Origin of the sequence: Salinivibrio sp. KP-1, assembly GCF_000968645.1 — a bacterium.
Classification (GTDB): domain Bacteria; phylum Pseudomonadota; class Gammaproteobacteria; order Enterobacterales; family Vibrionaceae; genus Salinivibrio; species Salinivibrio siamensis.
Map to the genome: position 1 here is coordinate 377,278 of NZ_LAQR01000002.1, position 19,560 is coordinate 396,837.

General features: G+C 50.4%; 18 protein-coding genes and 1 rRNA gene. 13 read left to right on the plus strand and 6 right to left on the minus strand.

Going from position 1 to position 19,560, the window contains the following annotated elements:
* Positions 1 to 20 precede the first annotated feature (20 nt).
* From WN56_RS06190 to WN56_RS06235, 10 genes are all read left to right on the plus strand, one after another.
* On the plus strand, positions 21 to 530 hold the full coding sequence (locus WN56_RS06190; protein ID WP_046074184.1) for an OmpH family outer membrane protein: 510 nt from the start codon (positions 21 to 23) through the stop codon (positions 528 to 530).
* Between the two features lie 14 nt (positions 531 to 544).
* Positions 545 to 1,570 (plus strand): UDP-3-O-(3-hydroxymyristoyl)glucosamine N-acyltransferase, encoded by a 1,026-nt coding sequence (gene lpxD, locus WN56_RS06195; protein WP_046074185.1) that lies wholly within the window; start codon positions 545 to 547, stop codon positions 1,568 to 1,570.
* A gap of 83 nt (positions 1,571 to 1,653) precedes the next feature.
* The gene (gene fabZ / locus WN56_RS06200; RefSeq protein ID WP_046074224.1) at positions 1,654 to 2,106 is read left to right on the plus strand and encodes a 3-hydroxyacyl-ACP dehydratase FabZ; all 453 of its coding nucleotides are present in this window, start codon (positions 1,654 to 1,656) and stop codon (positions 2,104 to 2,106) included.
* 2 nt (positions 2,107 to 2,108) lie between these two features.
* The gene (lpxA, locus tag WN56_RS06205) at positions 2,109 to 2,897 is read left to right on the plus strand and encodes an acyl-ACP--UDP-N-acetylglucosamine O-acyltransferase (protein WP_046074186.1); all 789 of its coding nucleotides are present in this window, start codon (positions 2,109 to 2,111) and stop codon (positions 2,895 to 2,897) included.
* On the plus strand, positions 2,897 to 4,051 hold the full coding sequence (gene lpxB / locus WN56_RS06210) for a lipid-A-disaccharide synthase (protein ID WP_046074187.1): 1,155 nt from the start codon (positions 2,897 to 2,899) through the stop codon (positions 4,049 to 4,051). The genes lpxA and lpxB overlap by 1 nt, the downstream gene beginning before the upstream one ends.
* Positions 4,044 to 4,643 (plus strand): ribonuclease HII, encoded by a 600-nt coding sequence (gene rnhB, locus WN56_RS06215; protein ID WP_046074188.1) that lies wholly within the window; start codon positions 4,044 to 4,046, stop codon positions 4,641 to 4,643. Before lpxB ends, rnhB begins: the two co-directional genes overlap by 8 nt.
* Before the next feature lie 46 nt (positions 4,644 to 4,689).
* Entirely contained in the window at positions 4,690 to 8,169 is a 3,480-nt protein-coding gene (gene dnaE, locus WN56_RS06220; RefSeq protein WP_046074189.1) for a DNA polymerase III subunit alpha, read from the plus strand.
* Between the two features lie 55 nt (positions 8,170 to 8,224).
* A complete protein-coding gene (accA, locus tag WN56_RS06225; RefSeq protein ID WP_046074190.1) occupies positions 8,225 to 9,184 on the plus strand; it encodes an acetyl-CoA carboxylase carboxyl transferase subunit alpha in 960 nt (319 codons plus the stop codon).
* 95 nt (positions 9,185 to 9,279) lie between these two features.
* Positions 9,280 to 10,590 (plus strand): tRNA lysidine(34) synthetase TilS, encoded by a 1,311-nt coding sequence (gene tilS, locus WN56_RS06230; protein WP_046074191.1) that lies wholly within the window; start codon positions 9,280 to 9,282, stop codon positions 10,588 to 10,590.
* 190 nt (positions 10,591 to 10,780) lie between these two features.
* The gene (locus tag WN56_RS06235) at positions 10,781 to 12,130 is read left to right on the plus strand and encodes a sodium-dependent transporter (RefSeq protein ID WP_046074192.1); all 1,350 of its coding nucleotides are present in this window, start codon (positions 10,781 to 10,783) and stop codon (positions 12,128 to 12,130) included.
* 69 nt (positions 12,131 to 12,199) lie between these two features.
* On the opposite strand, the gene WN56_RS06240 is transcribed toward WN56_RS06235, so the two are convergent.
* The 4 genes from WN56_RS06240 to WN56_RS06255 all read right to left on the minus strand — a co-directional run bounded on the left by WN56_RS06240 (position 12,200) and on the right by WN56_RS06255 (position 14,761).
* On the minus strand, positions 12,200 to 12,388 hold the full coding sequence (locus tag WN56_RS06240) for a DUF4250 domain-containing protein (RefSeq protein WP_046074193.1): 189 nt from the start codon (positions 12,386 to 12,388) through the stop codon (positions 12,200 to 12,202).
* Position 12,389: 1 nt separating this feature from the next.
* Positions 12,390 to 12,593 carry a YaeP family protein gene (locus WN56_RS06245; RefSeq protein ID WP_046074194.1) on the minus strand — a complete coding sequence of 68 codons (204 nt, stop codon included), beginning with the start codon at positions 12,591 to 12,593 and terminating at the stop codon, positions 12,390 to 12,392.
* A gap of 62 nt (positions 12,594 to 12,655) precedes the next feature.
* Positions 12,656 to 13,510 (minus strand): GGDEF domain-containing protein, encoded by an 855-nt coding sequence (locus WN56_RS06250; protein ID WP_046074195.1) that lies wholly within the window; start codon positions 13,508 to 13,510, stop codon positions 12,656 to 12,658.
* A 120-nt stretch (positions 13,511 to 13,630) separates the two neighbouring features.
* A complete protein-coding gene (locus WN56_RS06255) occupies positions 13,631 to 14,761 on the minus strand; it encodes a patatin-like phospholipase family protein (protein WP_046074196.1) in 1,131 nt (376 codons plus the stop codon).
* 165 nt (positions 14,762 to 14,926) lie between these two features.
* Between WN56_RS06255 and WN56_RS06260 the strand changes: the two genes are divergently transcribed.
* The gene (locus tag WN56_RS06260; protein ID WP_046074197.1) at positions 14,927 to 15,547 is read left to right on the plus strand and encodes a superoxide dismutase; all 621 of its coding nucleotides are present in this window, start codon (positions 14,927 to 14,929) and stop codon (positions 15,545 to 15,547) included.
* A 51-nt stretch (positions 15,548 to 15,598) separates the two neighbouring features.
* Here the strand turns inward: WN56_RS06260 and WN56_RS06265 are convergent, their stop codons facing one another.
* Together WN56_RS06265 and tsaA are read right to left on the minus strand one after the other, a co-directional pair.
* On the minus strand, positions 15,599 to 17,314 hold the full coding sequence (locus WN56_RS06265) for a proline--tRNA ligase (protein ID WP_046074198.1): 1,716 nt from the start codon (positions 17,312 to 17,314) through the stop codon (positions 15,599 to 15,601).
* A 44-nt stretch (positions 17,315 to 17,358) separates the two neighbouring features.
* A complete protein-coding gene (gene tsaA, locus WN56_RS06270) occupies positions 17,359 to 18,084 on the minus strand; it encodes a tRNA (N6-threonylcarbamoyladenosine(37)-N6)-methyltransferase TrmO (protein WP_046074199.1) in 726 nt (241 codons plus the stop codon).
* A gap of 121 nt (positions 18,085 to 18,205) precedes the next feature.
* Between tsaA and gmhB the strand changes: the two genes are divergently transcribed.
* Together gmhB and WN56_RS06280 are read left to right on the plus strand one after the other, a co-directional pair.
* Positions 18,206 to 18,760, plus strand: coding sequence for a D-glycero-beta-D-manno-heptose 1,7-bisphosphate 7-phosphatase (gmhB, locus tag WN56_RS06275; protein WP_046074200.1), 555 nt, complete (start codon positions 18,206 to 18,208; stop codon positions 18,758 to 18,760).
* A gap of 401 nt (positions 18,761 to 19,161) precedes the next feature.
* Positions 19,162 to 19,560 (plus strand): 16S ribosomal RNA (locus WN56_RS06280); the annotation flags it as partial.

The window sequence follows — 19,560 nt, forward strand, 5'->3', positions numbered from 1 at the left end:
TGATCAGAAAGGAGACTATTGTGAAATCATTTTTGAAAGCAGCGGGACTGAGTGTCGCGGTATTGACGACGTCCATGTACGCATCAGCGGCTGATGCTGCACAGAAGGTGGGCTATGTATCAACCGGGGCCGTGATGTCGCAATTGGCGAAGAAAAACAACCTCAATGAGAAGCTACGCGGTGAGTTTAAAGACCGAGTGGCCGAAATTGAGCGCTTGAAAGAGAAGCTCTCTGAAGGCGTGGAAAAGCTCAAGCGTAATGGTGAGTTGATGAGTGAAGACGAGCGCGTAACGCTTCAGCGTAAACTCCAATCAATGGAGTCCGATTACAAGCTGAAAGTGAAAGCGTTACAAGAAGATCAACGCAAGCGTGGTGGTCAAGAAGAGTCTAAACTGGTCAAAAAGCTGAAGACAGCGGTCGATCAAGTGGCTGAGCAAGAAGGCTACGACATGGTGATTGACGCCAATGCCGTTTTATACGCCAACCCAAGTGATGACTTGTCTGAAAAAGTGATCAACGCAGTTAAATAACAGTCGAGGAGCCCATGGTTTCGATTACTCTCGCTGAATTAGCGGATAAACTGGATGCACAGCTCCACGGAGATGGCGCTGTAACGATAACCTCGCTTGCAGGGATGAATTCAGCGGGAGAAGGGCAAATCACCTTCTTATCCAGCCCTAAATACCGTAAAAATTTGGCACTCTGCCGCGCCAGCGCTGTGATGCTAAAAGAGGGCGATCTATCGTACTGCCAAGGCAACGCCTTGGTGGTGTCAGACCCCTACTTGGCTTATGCCCACGTCGCGCAAATTCTCGACTCGACGCCAGCTTGCGCCACCGACATTGCCCCATCCGCGGTGGTGGCCGATGATGCAGTGTTGGGAGAAGGTGTGGCGATTGGACCGAATGCGGTGATTGAATCCGGCGCGCTCATTGGTGATGGTGTGCAAATCGGTGCGGGTTGCTTTGTCGGCAAAGGGACAAAGGTGGGCGCTCGGACCAAGCTTTGGGCGAATGTCACCCTTTATCATGAGGTAGTGATAGGGCAAGACTGCTTGATTCAAGCGGGTACCGTGATCGGTGCGGACGGCTTCGGCTATGCCAATGACAAAGGCAAGTGGGTGAAAATCCCTCAGCTTGGCCGCGTTGTGATTGGGGATAGGGTCGAAATTGGTGCGTGCACCACCATTGACCGGGGCGCACTGGATGATACCGAAATTGCCGATGGGGTGATTATCGACAACCAGTGTCAGATTGCGCATAATGTGTCGATCGGTGAGAACACGGCAATCGCCGGCGCAACTGTCATGGCAGGCAGCCTCAAGGTAGGTAAACACTGCATCATTGGTGGCGCCAGCGTGTTTAATGGCCATATGGAAATCACAGATAACGTGACCATCACGGGAATGGCGATGGTGATGCGGCCAATCACTGAGCCGGGCATGTATTCGTCCGGCATTCCGTTGCAGCCCAACCGCGAGTGGCGGAAGACTGCCGCGCGTGTACTCAAGATTGATGAGATGCACAAGCGGCTCAAAGAGCTGGAAAATCAGCTCGAAAAACAAGATTAACGCCGAGATGACAGGCCCGCCTTAGTAACGCGGGCCGTTTTGCGTTAATGAAGTCAGTATTGGATTTGAACGGGAATACTACCTTGACTCGCGAAAACAAAGTTCTACATATCAACGAAATCAAAGAGCTGTTACCACACCGCTATCCTTTTTTGTTGATTGATCGCGTTATCGATTTTGAAGAAGGGCAATACCTTCACGCGATTAAAAACATCACTGTCAATGAGCCTCAATTTACGGGTCATTTCCCGCAATTGCCTGTTTTCCCAGGCGTACTCATTTTAGAGGCCATGGCGCAAGCAACAGGCTTGTTGGCGTTTAAGACCTTCGGTAAGCCGAAAGACAACGAGCTATACTACTTTGCAAGCATTGATAATGCGAAATTCCGCCGTCCGGTCTCACCGGGTGACCAATTGGTGCTTGAGGTGGAATTTATTAAAGAGCGTCGAGGTATTGCGGCCTTTAATGGGGTGGCGAAAGTAGACGGCGAGGTTGTCTGCTCGGCGGAACTGAAGTGCGCAAGAAGAGAGATCTAATTGTGATCCACGAAACGGCTTACATTCACCCCACTGCGGTTGTCGAAGATGGCGTCGTATTGGGCGAAAACGTAAAAATCGGCGCTTTTTCTTATATTGGCGAAGGGGTTGAAATCGGTACAGGTACCGAGGTGATGACACATGTTGTGATCAAAGGCCCGACCCGTATCGGCGCAGACAATCGCATTTATCAATTCGCTTCCATTGGTGAAGCGTGCCAAGATCTTAAATATGCTGGGGAGCCAACCACGCTAGAAATCGGTGATCGTAACACCATTCGTGAAAGCGTGACGATGCACCGTGGTACGGTCCAAGATAAAGGCGAAACCAAAGTTGGCAGCGACAACCTGTTTATGATTAATGCCCACGTCGCCCATGATTGTGTGGTCGGTAATCATTGTATTTTTGCCAACAACGCTACCTTAGCGGGCCACGTTCATGTCGATGATTATGCGATTGTCGGTGGCATGTCAGCCATTCACCAGTTCTGTGTAATTGGCAGCCATGCCATGCTCGGCGGTGGTTCGATTGTGGTTCAAGACGTCCCCCCTTATGTGATGGCACAGGGCAATCATTGCGCGCCATTTGGTATTAATGTGGAAGGCCTGAAGCGACGCGGGTTTGAAAAATCAGCGATTCGCGCCATTCGGGCGGTATATAAAAATATGTACCGCTCCGGTAAAACCTTAGAAGAAGTGAAAAAAGAGCTTGCAGAGCAAGCCGAGAGCGAGCCGGCGCTGGCTCTTTTCATTGACTTCTTTGAGCGTTCGACGCGAGGCGTTATTCGTTAATGTTACCGAGTGAACGTCCATTACGCGTTGGAATCGTCGCCGGAGAAATCTCCGGCGATGTTTTAGGTGAAGGCCTGATCAAAGCGATGCGAGCTCAACACCCTAATGTTGAGTTTGTCGGTGTGGGTGGCCCAAGAATGATGGCTCAAGGCTGTCACAGCTTGTTCGATATGGAAGAGCTTTCTGTGATGGGGCTGGTAGAAGTGCTAGGACGACTGCCACGTTTGCTGAAAGTAAAAACGGCGTTGGTCAAGCATTTTACCGTCAATCCGCCGGATGTGTTCATTGGTATCGATGCCCCAGATTTTAATTTACGTCTCGAGGCATCATTAAAAAAAGCGGGGATCAAAACCGTTCACTATGTCAGCCCATCAGTGTGGGCATGGCGGCAAAAGCGGATTTTTAAGATTGCTGCAGCCACTGATCTGGTTCTGGCTTTTTTGCCCTTCGAGAAAGCGTTTTACGATAGGTTTAATGTGCCTTGTGCGTTTGTTGGCCATACCATGGCCGATAGCATTCCGATGCAGGTGGACAAACTCGCCGCGCAGCGTGCTCTTGGGTTAGATAGCCAAAAACGTTGGTTAGCAGTGCTGCCTGGCAGCCGTGGCAGTGAAATGTCGATGTTAGCTCCGCCGTTTTTACAAGCGTGTCAGCAACTGGCGGCGCGATATCCGGACTTAGGGTTTGTGGTCGCGCTCGTTAATGAAACCCGGCGACAGCAATTTGAGCAGGCTTGGCAAGCGATCGCGCCAGAGCTTTCATTTACCCTGGTTGATGATACGGCGCGCCAAGTGATTAGCGCCGCCGACTCGGTGCTGCTCGCTTCTGGCACCGTAGCGTTAGAGTGCATGTTACTTAAACGCCCGATGGTGGTGGGATACAAGGTCAAGCCGGTCACGGCATGGCTTGCCAAACGCCTGCTTAAAACGCAGTATGTTTCCTTACCCAATATTCTCGCTGACGCGCCTTTAGTGCCGGAACTGCTGCAAGAAGAGTGTGAGCCAGGCGCACTGGCTGACGCGGTCAGTGCGCAATTAGACAGTGATAACCAGGCATTGTTGACCACCTTTACTGAGTTGCATCACACCATCCGCAAAGATGCGGATACGTCTGCAGCCAATGCCGTATTAAATTTATTAGATAGCCATGACTGAACACCCTTTTCACTACCCTGACGCACAGCTTATCGCGGGGGTCGACGAAGTCGGACGTGGGCCCTTGGTCGGTGCCGTGGTCACTGCCGCGGTGATTCTCGATCCGGCTCAGCCTATTGCGGGTCTAACGGACTCGAAAAAGTTGAGCGAGAAAAAACGGCTCGCGCTTTATGATCAAATCAAACAAAAAGCATTGGCTTGGTCAGTGGGGCGCGCAGAGCCTGATGAAATCGATTCGCTGAATATCTTAAATGCGACCATGCTGGCGATGCAGCGTGCGATTGATGGCTTATCGGTCACCCCTGATTACGCATTAATTGATGGCAACCGGGTACCATCCTTGCCGATGCCGGCACAGGCCGTGGTAAAAGGTGACCTGCGGGTAGCAGAAATTAGTGCCGCCTCGATCTTGGCGAAAGTCGATCGCGATCATGAAATGGCCATGTTGGATGCCGCTTACCCGAACTATGGGTTTGCTCAACACAAAGGCTATCCCACCAAGGTCCACATGGCGGCGTTGGCCGAGCATGGCGCTCTGCCAATGCATCGCAAAAGTTTTAAACCTGTTAAGCGCGCACTGGGCATTGACTAGTGCGTGTGGTGAATTCCAGCCCTATTACCGTTAAGTAACGAGCCGTATGTCTGAGCCACGTTTTGTCCATTTACGCATCCACAGTGACTTTTCCATGGTAGATGGGTTGTCCAAAGTGCCGCCACTGGTAAAAAAAGTGGCGGAAATGGGCATGCCCGCCATGGCGCTGACCGATTTCAGTAACCTTTGTGGGTTGGTCAAATTCTACAACACGGCCAATAACGTTGGTGTTAAGCCGATTATCGGCGCTGACTTTCTGGTCCAGTCTGACGCCTTTGGCGAGGAGCTTTGCCAGCTTACCCTGTTGGCGACCGATAAAGCCGGCTACAAGAACTTGACCTTGCTGATCTCCAAGGCCTACCTCCGAGGCCATATTCAGCACCGCCCAGTGATCGATCAGCAGTGGTTGGTTGAGCATGCACAAGGATTGATTGTGTTGTCTGGCGGCTGCCGCGGCGACTTGGGGAAAGCCTTACTCAAAGGCAATCAAACACTGGCTAAGGAATGCGCCCGTTTCTATCAAACCTATTTTCCCAATGCCTACTACATGGAGCTGGTGCGGACTGGGCGGCAAGATGAAGAAGTGTATCTCCATTTTGCGGTTGATTTCGCGACCGAGCATGACTTGCCTGTGGTGGCGACCAATGAAGTCTGCTTCATTTCATCTGAGGAGTTTGATGCGCATGAGATCCGGGTTGCGATTCATGATGGTTTCACTCTCGATGATCCTCGCCGTCCCAAGAAATACAGCGCCGAACAGTATTTGCGTACCGAGCAAGAGATGTGTGAGCTCTTCGCGGATATTCCCGAGGCTCTGACCAATAGCGTAGAAATCGCCAAGCGATGTAACGTCCCGGTGCGGCTGAATGAGTACTTTTTGCCTAACTTCCCGACTGAGGGAATGGAAATTGATCAATATTTGGTTAAGCGCTCACAAGAAGGCTTGGAAGAGCGTCTCGCCTTTCTCTTTCCTGACGAAGCGGAAAGAACGCGCCGACGCCCCGACTATGATGCTCGGCTAGAGCGCGAGCTTGGGGTCATCAACCAAATGGGGTTTCCCGGCTACTTTTTGATCGTCATGGAGTTTATCCAATGGTCAAAAGATAATGATATCCCCGTGGGCCCAGGACGCGGCTCAGGGGCTGGTTCTTTGGTGGCGTACGCCCTAAAAATCACCGATCTCGACCCGCTACAGTTTGATCTCCTGTTCGAGCGCTTTTTGAACCCCGAACGTGTCTCTATGCCTGACTTCGACGTCGACTTCTGCATGGACAAGCGGGATCTGGTGATTGATCACGTCGCTGAAATGTATGGCCGTGATGCGGTCTCTCAGATCATTACTTTCGGTACCATGGCTGCGAAAGCCGTGATCCGCGATGTGGGCCGTGTGTTGGGCCATCCTTATGGTTTTGTGGACAGGATTTCCAAGCTGGTGCCACCAGACCCAGGTATGACCCTCGAGAAAGCCTTCGACGCCGAACCTCAGCTGGTCGAGGTTTATAACAACGATGAGGAAGTCAAAGCGCTGATTGACATGGCGCGGATGCTTGAAGGGGTAACCCGAAATGCGGGTAAGCACGCGGGCGGGGTGGTGATATCACCCACCACGATCACCGATTTCGCCCCTCTTTATTGCGACAGTGAAGGGCATCATCCGGTCACGCAGTTTGATAAAAACGATGTTGAAACCGCCGGTCTCGTGAAGTTTGACTTCTTGGGTCTGCGGACGCTGACCATCATCGACTGGGCGTTGGGGATGATAAATCCGCGCTTACAGCGTCAAGGGAAAGATCCTATTGATATCGCCGCGATTCCCATGGCGGACCAAGCGTCATTCGAGATGCTGCGTAAGGCAGAGACGACTGCGGTATTCCAGCTTGAATCACGTGGGATGAAAGAGCTGATTAAGCGCCTTCAGCCGGACTGCTTTGAAGACATGATCGCATTGGTGGCCTTGTTCCGGCCTGGGCCATTGCAATCTGGGATGGTGGATAACTTTATCGACCGCAAGCATGGCCGTGAAGTCGTGTCTTACCCGGATGAAAAATGGCAACACGACTCGTTGAAAGAAACGCTTGAGCCGACCTATGGCATCATTCTCTATCAAGAGCAGGTGATGCAGATTGCTCAGACACTCGCAGGCTACACCTTGGGTGGGGCGGACTTGTTGCGCCGGGCAATGGGTAAGAAAAAGCCAGAAGAAATGGCCAAGCAGCGAGACATCTTTGAAAAAGGGGCTATTGCCAACGGCATTGATGGCGAGCTGGCAATGCGGATCTTTGACTTGGTAGAAAAGTTCGCCGGCTATGGCTTTAACAAGTCGCACTCAGCCGCATACGCGCTGGTCTCTTACCAAACCTTGTGGTTAAAAGCTCACTACCCGGCGGAGTTCATGGCGGCGGTAATGACCGCGGATATGGATAACACCGACAAAGTGGTTGGCTTGGTCGAGGAGTGTCGGCGAATGAAGTTGACGGTGTTACCGCCGGATGTGAATGCGGGACTGCACCATTTTACCGTCAATGAGCAAGGGGAAATTGTTTACGGTATTGGGGCGATAAAAGGGGTCGGTGAAGGCCCTATCGACACCATTGTCGCCGCGCGAGAGCAAGACGGTTATTTCCGCGACTTGTTTGATTTTTGCGCCCGCATTGATACCAAAAAAGTCAATAAGCGCGTGATAGAGCGCCTGATCCGCGCTGGTGCCATGGACAAACTCGGCCCTCATCGTGCGGCGATGATGGCCTCGGTCGATGAAGCTATTCGTGCTGCGAGCCAACATCACCAAGCGGAAGCCTACGGGCAAACCGATATGTTTGGGGTGTTGACCGATGCCCCCGAAGAAGTCGAGCATGCCTATGCGCATGCCAACCCGTGGCCAGATAAAGTATGGTTAGAAGGGGAGCGGGAAACACTGGGCTTGTATCTGACCGGTCATCCGATCAACAGTTATCGCAAAGAGCTAAAAAACTATATCACGTGGCGGCTCGAGGATGCTCATGCAACGAAACGCGATGTGGTGTCGACGGTGGCAGGATTAGTGATCGCAGCTCGGGTGATGACCACTAAACGAGGGTCTCGATTAGGGATCCTCACACTAGACGATCGCTCAGGGCGTATGGAAGTGATGCTTTTCTCTGATGTGCTCGACAAATATCTCGATTTAGTGGAGAAAGATCGAATTTTAGTGGTCTCAGGACAGGTCAGCTTTGATGACTTCAACGGGGGGCTTAAAATGACCGCCCGTGAAGTGATGGACATTAGTCAGGCGCGGGAAAAATATGCGCGTTGTTTAGGGATATCGATGACATCTGAGCAGGTCGATGCGCCCTTTTTTGAACGGTTTCATGATGCACTGGCACCCTACCGATCCGGTACCGTTCCTGTGAATCTTTACTATCAGCGCGACGACGCGCGCGCGCGGTTACGCTTAGGCGCAGAGTGGCGCGTAACGCCAACCGATGAATTAATCGACACCTTGAAAGGCTTGCTCGGTAACGAGCAGGTCGAATTAGAGTTTAACTAAGCCAGGCTGGTGACGTAACGCGTACACTGGCGGTGACCAATAGGATTCTCTTGGTATGAGTCTTAATTTTTTAGAGTTTGAACAACCTATCGCAGAACTAGAAGCCAAAATTGAGGCCCTTCGCGCTGTCTCTAAGCGGGGTGGAGAAGACGCGGTTAACTTAGATAAAGAAATTGAGCAACTGGAAACAAAAAGCCTTGAGCTGACGCGAAAGATTTTTGGTGATTTAGGCGCATGGCAGGTGGCACAACTGGCGCGTCATCCTCAACGTCCTTATACCTACGACTATCTGGATCGCATTTTCCATGAATTTGATGAATTGGCTGGCGACCGCGCCTATGCTGACGATAAAGCATTGGTGGGAGGAATGGCGCGATTAGAAGGGCGTCCAGTGATGGTGATTGGTCATCAAAAAGGACGAGACACCAATGAAAAGGTTAAGCGTAACTTTGGTATGCCCAAGCCTGAGGGCTATCGAAAAGCGCTGCGTCTGATGAAAATGGCCGAGCGTTTTAATATGCCGGTGATTACCTTTATCGATACCGCAGGCGCTTACCCAGGTGTCGGTGCCGAGGAGCGAGGCCAATCAGAGGCGATTGCACGTAACCTCAAAGAAATGGCGGGCCTAACCGTGCCGGTAATTTGTAATGTGGTCGGTGAAGGTGGTTCAGGTGGCGCGTTGGCGATTGGCGTGGGTGACTATGTCAATATGCTGCAGTACTCCACCTACTCGGTGATCTCCCCCGAGGGTTGTGCATCTATTTTGTGGCGTGATGCTGCAAAAGCGCCGCAAGCGGCTGATGCGATGGGGATAACCGCCCCACGCCTCAAAGAGCTTGGCCTGATTGACAGTGTGATCACTGAGCCACTGGGGGGCGCACACCGCGACATTAACGCGATGGCTGAGAGCATTAAGCAAACACTGCTTACCCAGCTAAGCGATTTAGACAGTCTTGATACCGAAAGCTTGCGAGATCGCCGCTATCAGCGCTTGCTCAATTACGGTTACTGCTAATCGTGATGGAATGAACTGCGATAAAGGGCCTGCGGGCCCTTTTCTTTTACGTAAAGGGCAGTAACAATGACACATTATATCAATGATGAATGGCTATGCTTTACCATCAACTGAGTGACACATTAGCCCCGCTGACATCGGCACCGCGACAGGTGGTGCTGGCGCTCAGTGGCGGTTTAGACTCTCGCGTGTTGCTTGAATTATTGACGCAGTATCGCGACCAGCACCCCCAACATGATTACCTTGTGGTTCATGTTCATCACGGTTTGCATCCCGACGCAGATAGATGGGCGGAACAGTGCCAAATGTGGGCGGACAACGCCGGATTTCGCTGTTGCGTGGAAAGGGTAAGATTGGATACGTCGCTCAGTGTGGAACATGCGGCAAGACAAGCAAGGTATCAGGCCATCGCGCACCTGCTTGAGCCCAATGGACTGGTGTTAACCGCTCAGCATAGCGATGATCAGGTTGAAACCTTTTTCCTCGCGCTAAAACGCGGCAGTGGTTTGGAAGGTTTAGCAGGGATGCCAGCGGTGCGAGCTCTCGGGCAAGGCTATCTAGTGCGTCCTTTTTTGACGCAATCACGGGCGAGCCTCGAGGCGTATGCGCGCCAACATCAACTCGATTGGGTAGACGATCCGAGCAACCAAGACACGCGATTTGATCGCAATTTTTTGCGTCAGCACTGGTTACCGCAAGCGGATACGCGCTGGCCAGGTTTTCGTAAAGCGGTACAACGGACCCAACTTCTGTGTGCCGAACAAGCTTCGTTATTGGCACGTTTGATTGAGCCTATGGTGACACAGGCGGAGACAGAAGCAGGTAGCCTGCCTATTACCGCATTACCACAAGACGATTTAGCACTCACGCAGGCCATGCTGCGCCATTGGCTAAAGCGTCACAGTATTACCTTAACGCAAGCACAGTTACAGGCATTGCTCTCAGATGTCATCAACGCTAAATCGGATGCCAACCCAAGCTTGAGCGTGGGAACGGTGAGCATTCGCCGCTTCCAGCAACAGCTTTATATCGTGATGCCTTATGCAGATTTATCTCAATGGCAGGGCACATTGACGTCAGAATCGCCGTTAGTGCTGCCAGATGGACTGGGTACCTTATACTTACTGCCTTATTCGTCGACAGCGAAAGGACTCGCGCTGGGAGATCTCGCGTCGCGGGCACTGCATGTACACTTTAACCCTCGTGGCTTATCGATTCATCCTGCTGGCCGACAAGGGCGTCGAAAGCTGAAAAAACTTTACCAAGAAGCGGGGATCCCCAGCTGGTTGCGCCGACGCCAACCGATTATTTGCGATGGCGAGACAGTGGTGGCCATTGCCGATAGGTATGTTAGCCAGACCGCGAGCGGTAAACAATGGCGGCTTATTTGGCAGCATGAGTCTTAGTCTCCTTGTCACCTGTGCGATTTGCTCACTGAACATCGCTCACAAGGTGCCAGAGCAAACGTCGGGCGAGCTGGATGAGATCAGAACACTGAGCTGGTGATGATTAATTGAGCAGTTAGGCTATCTTGTCTTGCTTAATCGTGACGAATTACTTAATGTACTAGTCTAATGATACATAAGGTAAGCAGTAATGGCATCAAGTCGCGAATTATTTGGTACTAGGATTGGCTTTGTTCTTGCTGCAGCAGGTGCTGCAGTTGGACTGGGTAATATTTGGGGATTTCCCACTCAAGCGGCCAGTAATGGCGGAGGCGCCTTTTTACTCGTCTACTTGTTGATGATTTTGCTGGTTGCATTTCCCATGCTGGTGGTGGAAATGGCGATTGGCCGTCATGGGCGTGCGAATCCACTGGATAGCATGCGTGCACTGAGTGATAATCCTTTGATGAAGCGCTTGGGAAGCGGTGTGGGTTTAGTAGGACTGGCCGTTCCTTGTATGGTGCTAGCGTTCTATAGCATTGTTGGAGGCTGGTTAGTGTCATTCCTCCTCGCGGCGGTTGCAGAGATCTTGCACTTTACCGACGTGGCAGCATGGTTAAAAGGCTTCTCGGCTTCACGTAACTTGTTTGGCGCCATCCTCTTTTATGTGTTGACTATCTTTATTGTGCAAGCAGGTGTGAAACAAGGTATTGAGCGTTGGTCAACCCGTTTGATGCCAGCGTTATTCGTGCTGTTTGCCGCGATGTTCCTCTACATCATGACGTTACCTGGGGCGACAGAGGGTTTAAAGCACTACCTTATTCCTGACTTCTCCAAGATCATGGACAGAGATCTGCTCTTGGCAGCGATGGGGCAAGGCTTCTTCTCGTTGACCATTGGTGGATGTTCGATGCTGATCTACGGCTCTTACCTGAGTCAGAAAGAAAACCTGCCTAAGATGGCATTGAGTGTCACGCTGGTAGATACCGCGGTGGCAGTCATCGCCGGTCTAGTGGTTCTGCCCGCGATGTTCGTGGCGATGAATCAGGGCGTCGAAATCTATGCTCAAGATGGCAGCTTGCTGAGTGCCGATACACTGGTATTTACCGTGTTACCTTTGTTGTTTGAAAGCTTGGGCGCTGCAGGGCCTTATGTCTCTTTGGTCTTTTTCTTGTTGATGACCATTGCGGCGCTGACTTCTTCTATCTCGATGCTCGAGTGCCCGGTCGCGCTCGCCAGTGAACGGTTAGGCTCAAGCCGTAAAATCACCAGTTGGGTACTGGGTGGACTGATTGCTGCATTCAGTGCCGTTATCGTGTTTCATTTTGGCACTTTATTTGGACTTGTAGCGAAAGTGGCAACACAGTACTTCCAGCCTTTTGCTGCCTTGCTATTTTGCTTGTTTGGTGGGTGGATTTGGTCGCGTGACCGCAAACTGTCAGCCTTGCGTGAAGGATACGAGGATATTGAGCAGGGGATGTTTTGGAAAGTATGGCCTGTCTACGTCAAGTTCGTTTGTCCTGTCTTAGTGGCAACCGTCCTTTGGGTTTCGTTGGGTTAACAAGCGTACTGGGAAAGTCAACGCAGACAAAAAGCGGACCATGTGTCCGCTTTTTCCGTAGGTATGGGCTTAGCGAAATTGGTTGGCGTCTTCGATATACGTAAAGCCTGCTTCTTCGAGCCGCGTGCACAACACGGCTTTGTCGATATCATAATAACGAACCAGATCCTCTAAGCTGTCAAACTCGTCACGTAGCTTCATATTGACGATGCTCATCAGCATGACAGGATCCATGGTGGCGTAATTGTTTAAATCCATCTTAGTCCTCGTGATCGCTGATCAACAAGTTGGCCGCGGCAAATGCGGCTTGCTCTCGACGCGCTTGCTGGATCTCAGTGTCTTGTGCAATATCGTTGAGGGCTTTTAATGCGCAATGGATCGCCGCCGGTATATAGCCTTGTTCGCCACTGCCAATTTCTGCATAGCGTTGGCGAATTAAGTCACAGCAGTCTGCTATTTTCATGGTGTTCTCCTCAAGTAATGATGAGGATCACTATACCCAATCTCGTTGGGGAGAGGAAAGCGCTAACGTGCGCGTTTTTGCCGGTACATACTTTGGTCGGCGCGCTCATAGAGCGACAAGTTATTATCACCTTGTCGATAGACAGAGAAACCCACTGACGCGCTGATCTGGTGACTTGATAACAAATGATCTTGGCTAACTAAGCTCTTCACTCGTGAGGTCACGTGTTTCACTGAGCTCTTACTGGCAGGTTGCAAGATAACGGCAAACTCATCGCCACCGAGTCGATAACAACGATCGCTGCCACGCACGGCTTCTTTGACCAGCAATGAAAAACGACGTAGTACCTTATCACCATCCAAATGGCCATAGCTATCATTGACTTGTTTGAAGTTGTCCATATCGAACATCACCATGACCAGACCAATATTTTCCCGTTCACAGACTGCGACGGCATGCTGAAGGTCTTGTTCAAAGCTGGTGCGGTTATGTAGGCCAGTGAGGCCATCGAGCAATGCCATGTTTTTCACTCGCGTATATTCAACGGCATTATTCAGCGGGCCGGCGAGCAGCTTGTGATAGGTATGGAGCAAGCTGATTTCATCTGGGTCGAGCTTGTAAGGGGTAGAGTATTGCAACACACCCAATGGCTGCTTATTGAACTTGATGGAAAACGTCTGACGAAATGTGTGTTGTGCGCCACGACGAATGATGTTGGAGATATCATCATGCTCCCAAATAATTCGCCCAATATCGATCTGCTTTTCTAGTTCACGCGCATACACTTCAAACAACACTTTGATATCAAGGTGGCCTTGCAGCTTTTGTAACAACAACAAACGTTGATCGGCACCGAGCGGGACAATCCGCGGGGCGCGATCAGAGTTTGTATATTGTTTGATGTGCGAGGCATTCATGCGTGATCAACTACTCAGTAACAACGTCGGTTTCAATCTATGAAGCAGGTATCGTGCCAGTCTATATATTTTTGCGAATGGCGATGGGTGGATGCGAGTGAGGATACTGTTTTAAAGTAACTAATCTGTCAATAAAGAAAGGATCTCAGACTGATGATTGTGTGCATCACGGTAACCAATGTCAATCAACTGGCGAAGGTATGCCGGCTCAAATAATAGATAACTGGCAAAGGTGGCATCTTGACTGGCATTAATCCCCAAAAGTTTAAGCAAGCTGCGCAATGCGAGTGGCATATGGCTGTAGTAGCGGTTCGCCATGGGTTCAAATGGCTCTGAAGGCCGAAGGTGGAGAACATCAATGTGGCGCAGCCCTAGACGCTCTTTTTGGTCGGGAGATAAAGCGCTGGCAACATGATTAAGCCGTTGTAAATGCTCTAAGTCCGCCGAGAGCGTATCGGCAAAGATCGCATTCATTAAATGACCGCCGAGCATCGCTAAACCTGGCGCGGTGTGTTTAATTTGTTCAGGCCGCCGTATCCCTGTGGTCAGATCCAGAATTAAAATCCGCTCCGCGTCCATTTTGACAGCGGGACGCAACGGGGAAATTTGGTGAATGGCGCCATCACCATAAAATTCGTGACCAATCCTGGAGGCGGGAAAAACGAAAGGAATGGCAGAAGAGGCCAGTAAGTGTTCGGTGGAAATTTGACTTCGTTTTCCCACTGCACGGGCTCTTTCCCATGGTTTGATATGTGATGCGCCTTGAAAGAAGCTCACCGATTGCCCCGTTTGGTAGTTTGAGGCCGTGACAGACAAGCCATTCAAATGACCAGCCAGTAATTGATAGTTAAGCTTGTTAAAGCTGATCGTTTGATTCAGTAACTCTCTTAATGGCCGGTTATTGAGCAACCCGAAAGGCTGAGTGGGCTGGTAGTGAGATTGAAAGCGTTGCCCGGTTTGCGACAAAAGATGGCCGATAAGTGCACTGGGCTGACTGGCGAGCACCCGAGAGGTGTTCAACCGATGCCATAGCCAAGACAATTTTTTGACGCCTAGTCGAAAACATGACGCATAGCTTGCCAAAGATACCGCGTTGATAGCACCGGCGGATGTGCCGCAATAAATGGTAAATGGACTCGTGTGCACACGCGGATACCAGTGAGCGATGGCCGATAAGACACCCACTTGATAAGCCGCTCGTGCGCCGCCGCCGGTGAGTACCAAGGCAATTTTAGGTTTGTTTTTTGACATAGGGCTACCATTATTACCGCGCTAACAGTTTGATTATAGATGCTCTTTTATCTCACGCGCGGCGGTATATCACAGACCCTAAATATCATTAATGATAATGAGGTTGAAAATTGTTATCAATTCGATCTAGGCTGGTGGTGTCTTAATCATCAATGGAGTGACACTATGACTTATCCTTTTCCGGATCTTCCTTATGCCTACGATGCGCTAGCGCCCCACATTGATGAGGCGACGATGCGCATTCATCATCAGCGTCACCACAAAACCTATTACGATAAATTTGTTGCGGCGATCGAAGAGACGGCGCGTAATGGTGAATCGCTTGAGGCTTTGTTTGCTGAGATTTCAACGCTGCCTGCTGCCATCCGTAATAATGGCGGTGGTTATTACAATCATTTGGTGTACTGGCAATCAATGACACCTAACCCTAAGGGGGCACCAGAAGGGCCGCTCTACGATGCCATTGTAGCGACGTACGGCTCACTTGATGCGTTTAAAGAGGCCTTTAGTCAGGCGGCCATTGGTCAGTTTGGTTCAGGCTTTGCGTGGCTGGTAGTGAAAGAAGATGGACAGCTTGCGATTACATCGACACCTAATCAAGACAATCCATTGATGGATGTTGCTGAGGTGAAAGGGGTGCCTCTGCTAGGTTGCGATGTGTGGGAGCATGCTTATTATCTTAGTTATCAGAATAAGCGCCCAGATTATGTCAATGCTTGGTGGCAAGTGGTCAATTGGGACTTTGCTGAAAAGGCATACCAAAAAGCACGCGAGACGATGAGCTGATACAAAAATGCCCCGCAGAGCGGGGCATGACATGCTTGCTTTTGGCGCTATTTAGTCAAGCTTTGACTGAATAAACGTCAGTGCATCGTCAATGGAGAAAGGCACTTTCTCGCCGTCTCGACGATGCTTATACTCGAACACGCCGTTATCCATACTACGCTCACCAATGACGATAGTGTGAGGCACGCCGACAAGTTCAATATCAGAGAACATTACACCTGGACGCTCTTTACGGTCGTCAAAAAGTACCTCAATACCGGCTGCGGTAAGATCGGTGTATAACTTTTCAGCCGCTTCACGGACACGTTCAGATTTGTGCATATTCATCGGGACAATGGCCACCTTGAAAGGCGCGATAGCGTCAGGCCATATAATTCCGTTTTGGTCATGGTTTTGCTCAATGGCTGCAGCCACAACACGCGTAATACCAATACCGTAACAGCCCATTTCTAACAAGGCGTTCTTACCGTCTTGGCCTAGCACGCCTGCATTCATCTTTTGTGAGTAATTATTGCCCAGCTGGAAGATATGGCCCACTTCGATGCCACGCTTAAACATCAATGTGCCGTTACCACAAGGGCTAGGATCGCCTTCAATGACATTGCGCAGGTCGGCGACTTGACCCAGCTGTACATCGCGTTCCCAATTTATTCCGAAGTAGTGTTTGTCGTCGGTATTTGCACCGGCACCAAAGTCACTCATCACTGCAACACTGCGATCAACGATGAAAGGTGCGGGTAGGTTTACCGGGCCCAAAGAGCCAGGACCGGCACCGACAAGTGCACGTATCTCTTCTTCGGTGGCGAAAGTCAGCGGGGCGGCAACCTCTGGTAGGTTTTCTGCTTTCACTTCGTTGAGTTCATGATCACCACGGATGATTAGCGCGATAAGATCAGACTCGACCTGTTCAGACGCTTTGACGAAAAGCGTCTTCACCGTTTTTTCAATGGGAAGATCAAACTGCTCAACCAGTTCAGCGATGGTTTTTGCATTTGGCGTATCGACCAATTCCATCGCTTGGGTTGGCGCATCAGCCTGATCTTTGGGCGCGAGCGCTTCAGCTTTTTCGAGATTCGCTGCGTATTCAGACTCAGTCGAGAAAGCAATCAGGTCTTCACCACTGTCTGCCAAAACATGGAACTCGTGTGAGGCGGAACCACCAATTGCGCCGGTATCAGCCAGCACCGCGCGATAGTCTAATCCCATACGGTCAAAGATGGCGCAGTAAGCGGCACGCATCTTTTCGTAGCTCTGCTCCATGCCTGCTTTATCAATATCGAAACTGTAGGCATCCTTCATGGTAAATTCGCGAGAGCGCATGACGCCAAAACGTGGGCGTACTTCGTCACGGAATTTGGTTTGGATTTGATACAGGTTGAGCGGCAGTTGCTTGTAAGAATTAATTTCGTTACGCGCCAAGTGCGTAATCACTTCTTCATGCGTAGGACCCAAGACAAAATCGCGTTGATGGCGGTCAGCGATACGCAGTAACTCAGGGCCAAATTTTTCCCAACGTCCCGTTTCTTGCCATAAATCTGCTGGTTGCACGACAGGCATCATGGTTTCGACGGCACCGGCACGGTTCATCTCTTCGCGGACAATACGCTCAACATGTTGAAGGACGCGAACACCTGTGGGGAGCCAAGTATAAAGGCCTGAAGCGAGTTTTCGAATCATACCCGCGCGCAGCATCAGCTGATGGCTGACAATTTCTGCGTCGCTAGGGGTTTCTTTCAAAGTAGAAAGCAGATATTGACTGGTACGCATGTAAAGTTATCCGTTGATATTGGCGATCAATAAGTCCAAGCATATTAACAGCGTGGGGGAGTTTCGACAAAAGCTTCTATGGAAGCCACTTCGATTTGCTCGTTTTGAACGTAAAACGTGACGTTAAAGTCGAACAGGTGAACCGCATAGCGGCGATTATCCGGTTGACCTTTTCTGTAAGCCGGGCGTGGATCTTGCGCTAAGACTTCAGCAATCACGCTTTGATAGTATGCTTGCTGAGGATATGGAGATAATGCCAATAAGGCGCGGTCAGAGAAATGAACATCGAGCGGAGTAGGTTTGGTTTGAGCAAATCCGCCCTGGGCGTCGGCAATACTGTCAGAGTAAGGAATATATGGCTTAATATCGACAATTGGAGTTTGGTCAACAAGATCACACCCTCGTAATACCAAGATGACTTGCCCGCTATCTTGAGTGACATCAACCAGCTCTACGGCTGACATACCAATGCCATTAGGACGAAATGTAGCTCGGCTAGCAAACACACCCATTCTCTCATTCCCCCCCAGTCGAGGTGGACGGACGGTAGGGCGCCATCCCCTATCTAGGTTCTGATCAAAAAGAAAAAGTAACCAAAGGTGGGAGTATTGTTCAATGCCTCGCACGGCGTCGATCTGATTGGCATCCCCCTGCAAGTAAAGATAAGCGAGTGCGTTAGGCGCTAACCCAGGTTGACGAGGTACCGCAAATTTCTCTTTAAAAGGAGAATGAAGTGTGCCAATCGGCGTGATAGAAAACTGGGAACACATAACCAAATAAACCGAAAATAAAGTGGGTATACTTTAGCATGTGATAGAAGACGGGAGTATGGATGCAAGTCAGTCTTGGGCGTGACATAATCCCAACATTATTTACCGAGGGGAACAACGCGTGAGTCTTCCAGCCGTTTTTATCGATCGTGATGGTGTTGTTAATGTCGATCACGGTTATGTGTCTAGTATCGATAGCTTTGAATATATTGAGGGCGTGTTCGACGCATGTAGGGCGCTGAAAGAAAGAGGCTATTTACTCGTCCTCGTGACCAACCAAGCCGGTATCGCGAGAGGTTACTACACTGAGCAAGATTTTTTGCAATTGACTGAATGGATGGACTGGAACTTTGCTGACAAAGGTGTCGATTTTGATGGGATATACTACTGCCCCCATCATCCCAGCGAAGGAAGCGGGGAATACCGCATCGAGTGTGAGTGTCGCAAGCCTAAGCCTGGAATGCTTCTAGATGCAGCGAAAGAGCTCAATATCGACCTCTTCCACTCTGTCATGGTGGGAGATAAAGCGGATGACATGATAGCGGCAGAGGCTGCGGGCATTACTACGCGTTTTCTTGTTCGCTCTGGTAAACCTATCACCGAGCAGGGCGTCGCATTAGCCACTGAGGTGGTTAATTCGATCGCGGATATACCCACGTTACTCGCTCGCCGCTAAAAAGCTGTCTTTATAGAGTGAGTTGGCGATTATTTGCTCGGTTAGATTTTTTTGAACAAAAACGCTTGCATCCAAAAATCTACCCTCTATAATTCGCTTCTCGTTGGCACGGCAAGCCGCGCTAACAACGGCAAAACAAACAAGCAAAACAAAACGCTTGACTTGTTGCCAAAGTGGCGTAAGATGCCACTCCCGTTCAAGATTGAGCGGCGCTCTTTAACAATTTGACCTATGCAATCTGTGTGGGCACTCGTTGAGAATAGACAAAAAGATTTATTCGATGAACTGAGTGACCAAACGACAACTTTTACAGTTGTTCGGCACAGTCAATTCGTTTTTCTCTTCGGAGAGAAACAGTAATCAGTATTCATTGAGCTGAAACTTCGGTTTCGAAAAAACTTAAATTGAAGAGTTTGATCATGGCTCAGATTGAACGCTGGCGGCAGGCCTAACACATGCAAGTCGAGCGGAAACGGCAGTATTGAAGCTTCGGTGGATTTACTGGACGTCGAGCGGCGGACGGGTGAGTAACGGCTGGGAACCTGCCCTGACGAGGGGGATAACCGTTGGAAACGACGGCTAATACCGCATAATGTCTACGGACCAAAGGTGGCCTCTACATGTAAGCTATCGCGTTGGGATGGGCCCAGTTAGGATTAGCTAGTTGGTAAGGTAAAGGCTTACCAAGGCGACGATCCTTAGCTGGTTTGAGAGGATGATCAGCCACACTGGGACTGAGACACGGCCCAGACTCCTACGGGAGGCAGCAGTGGGGAATATTGCACAATGGGGGAGACCCT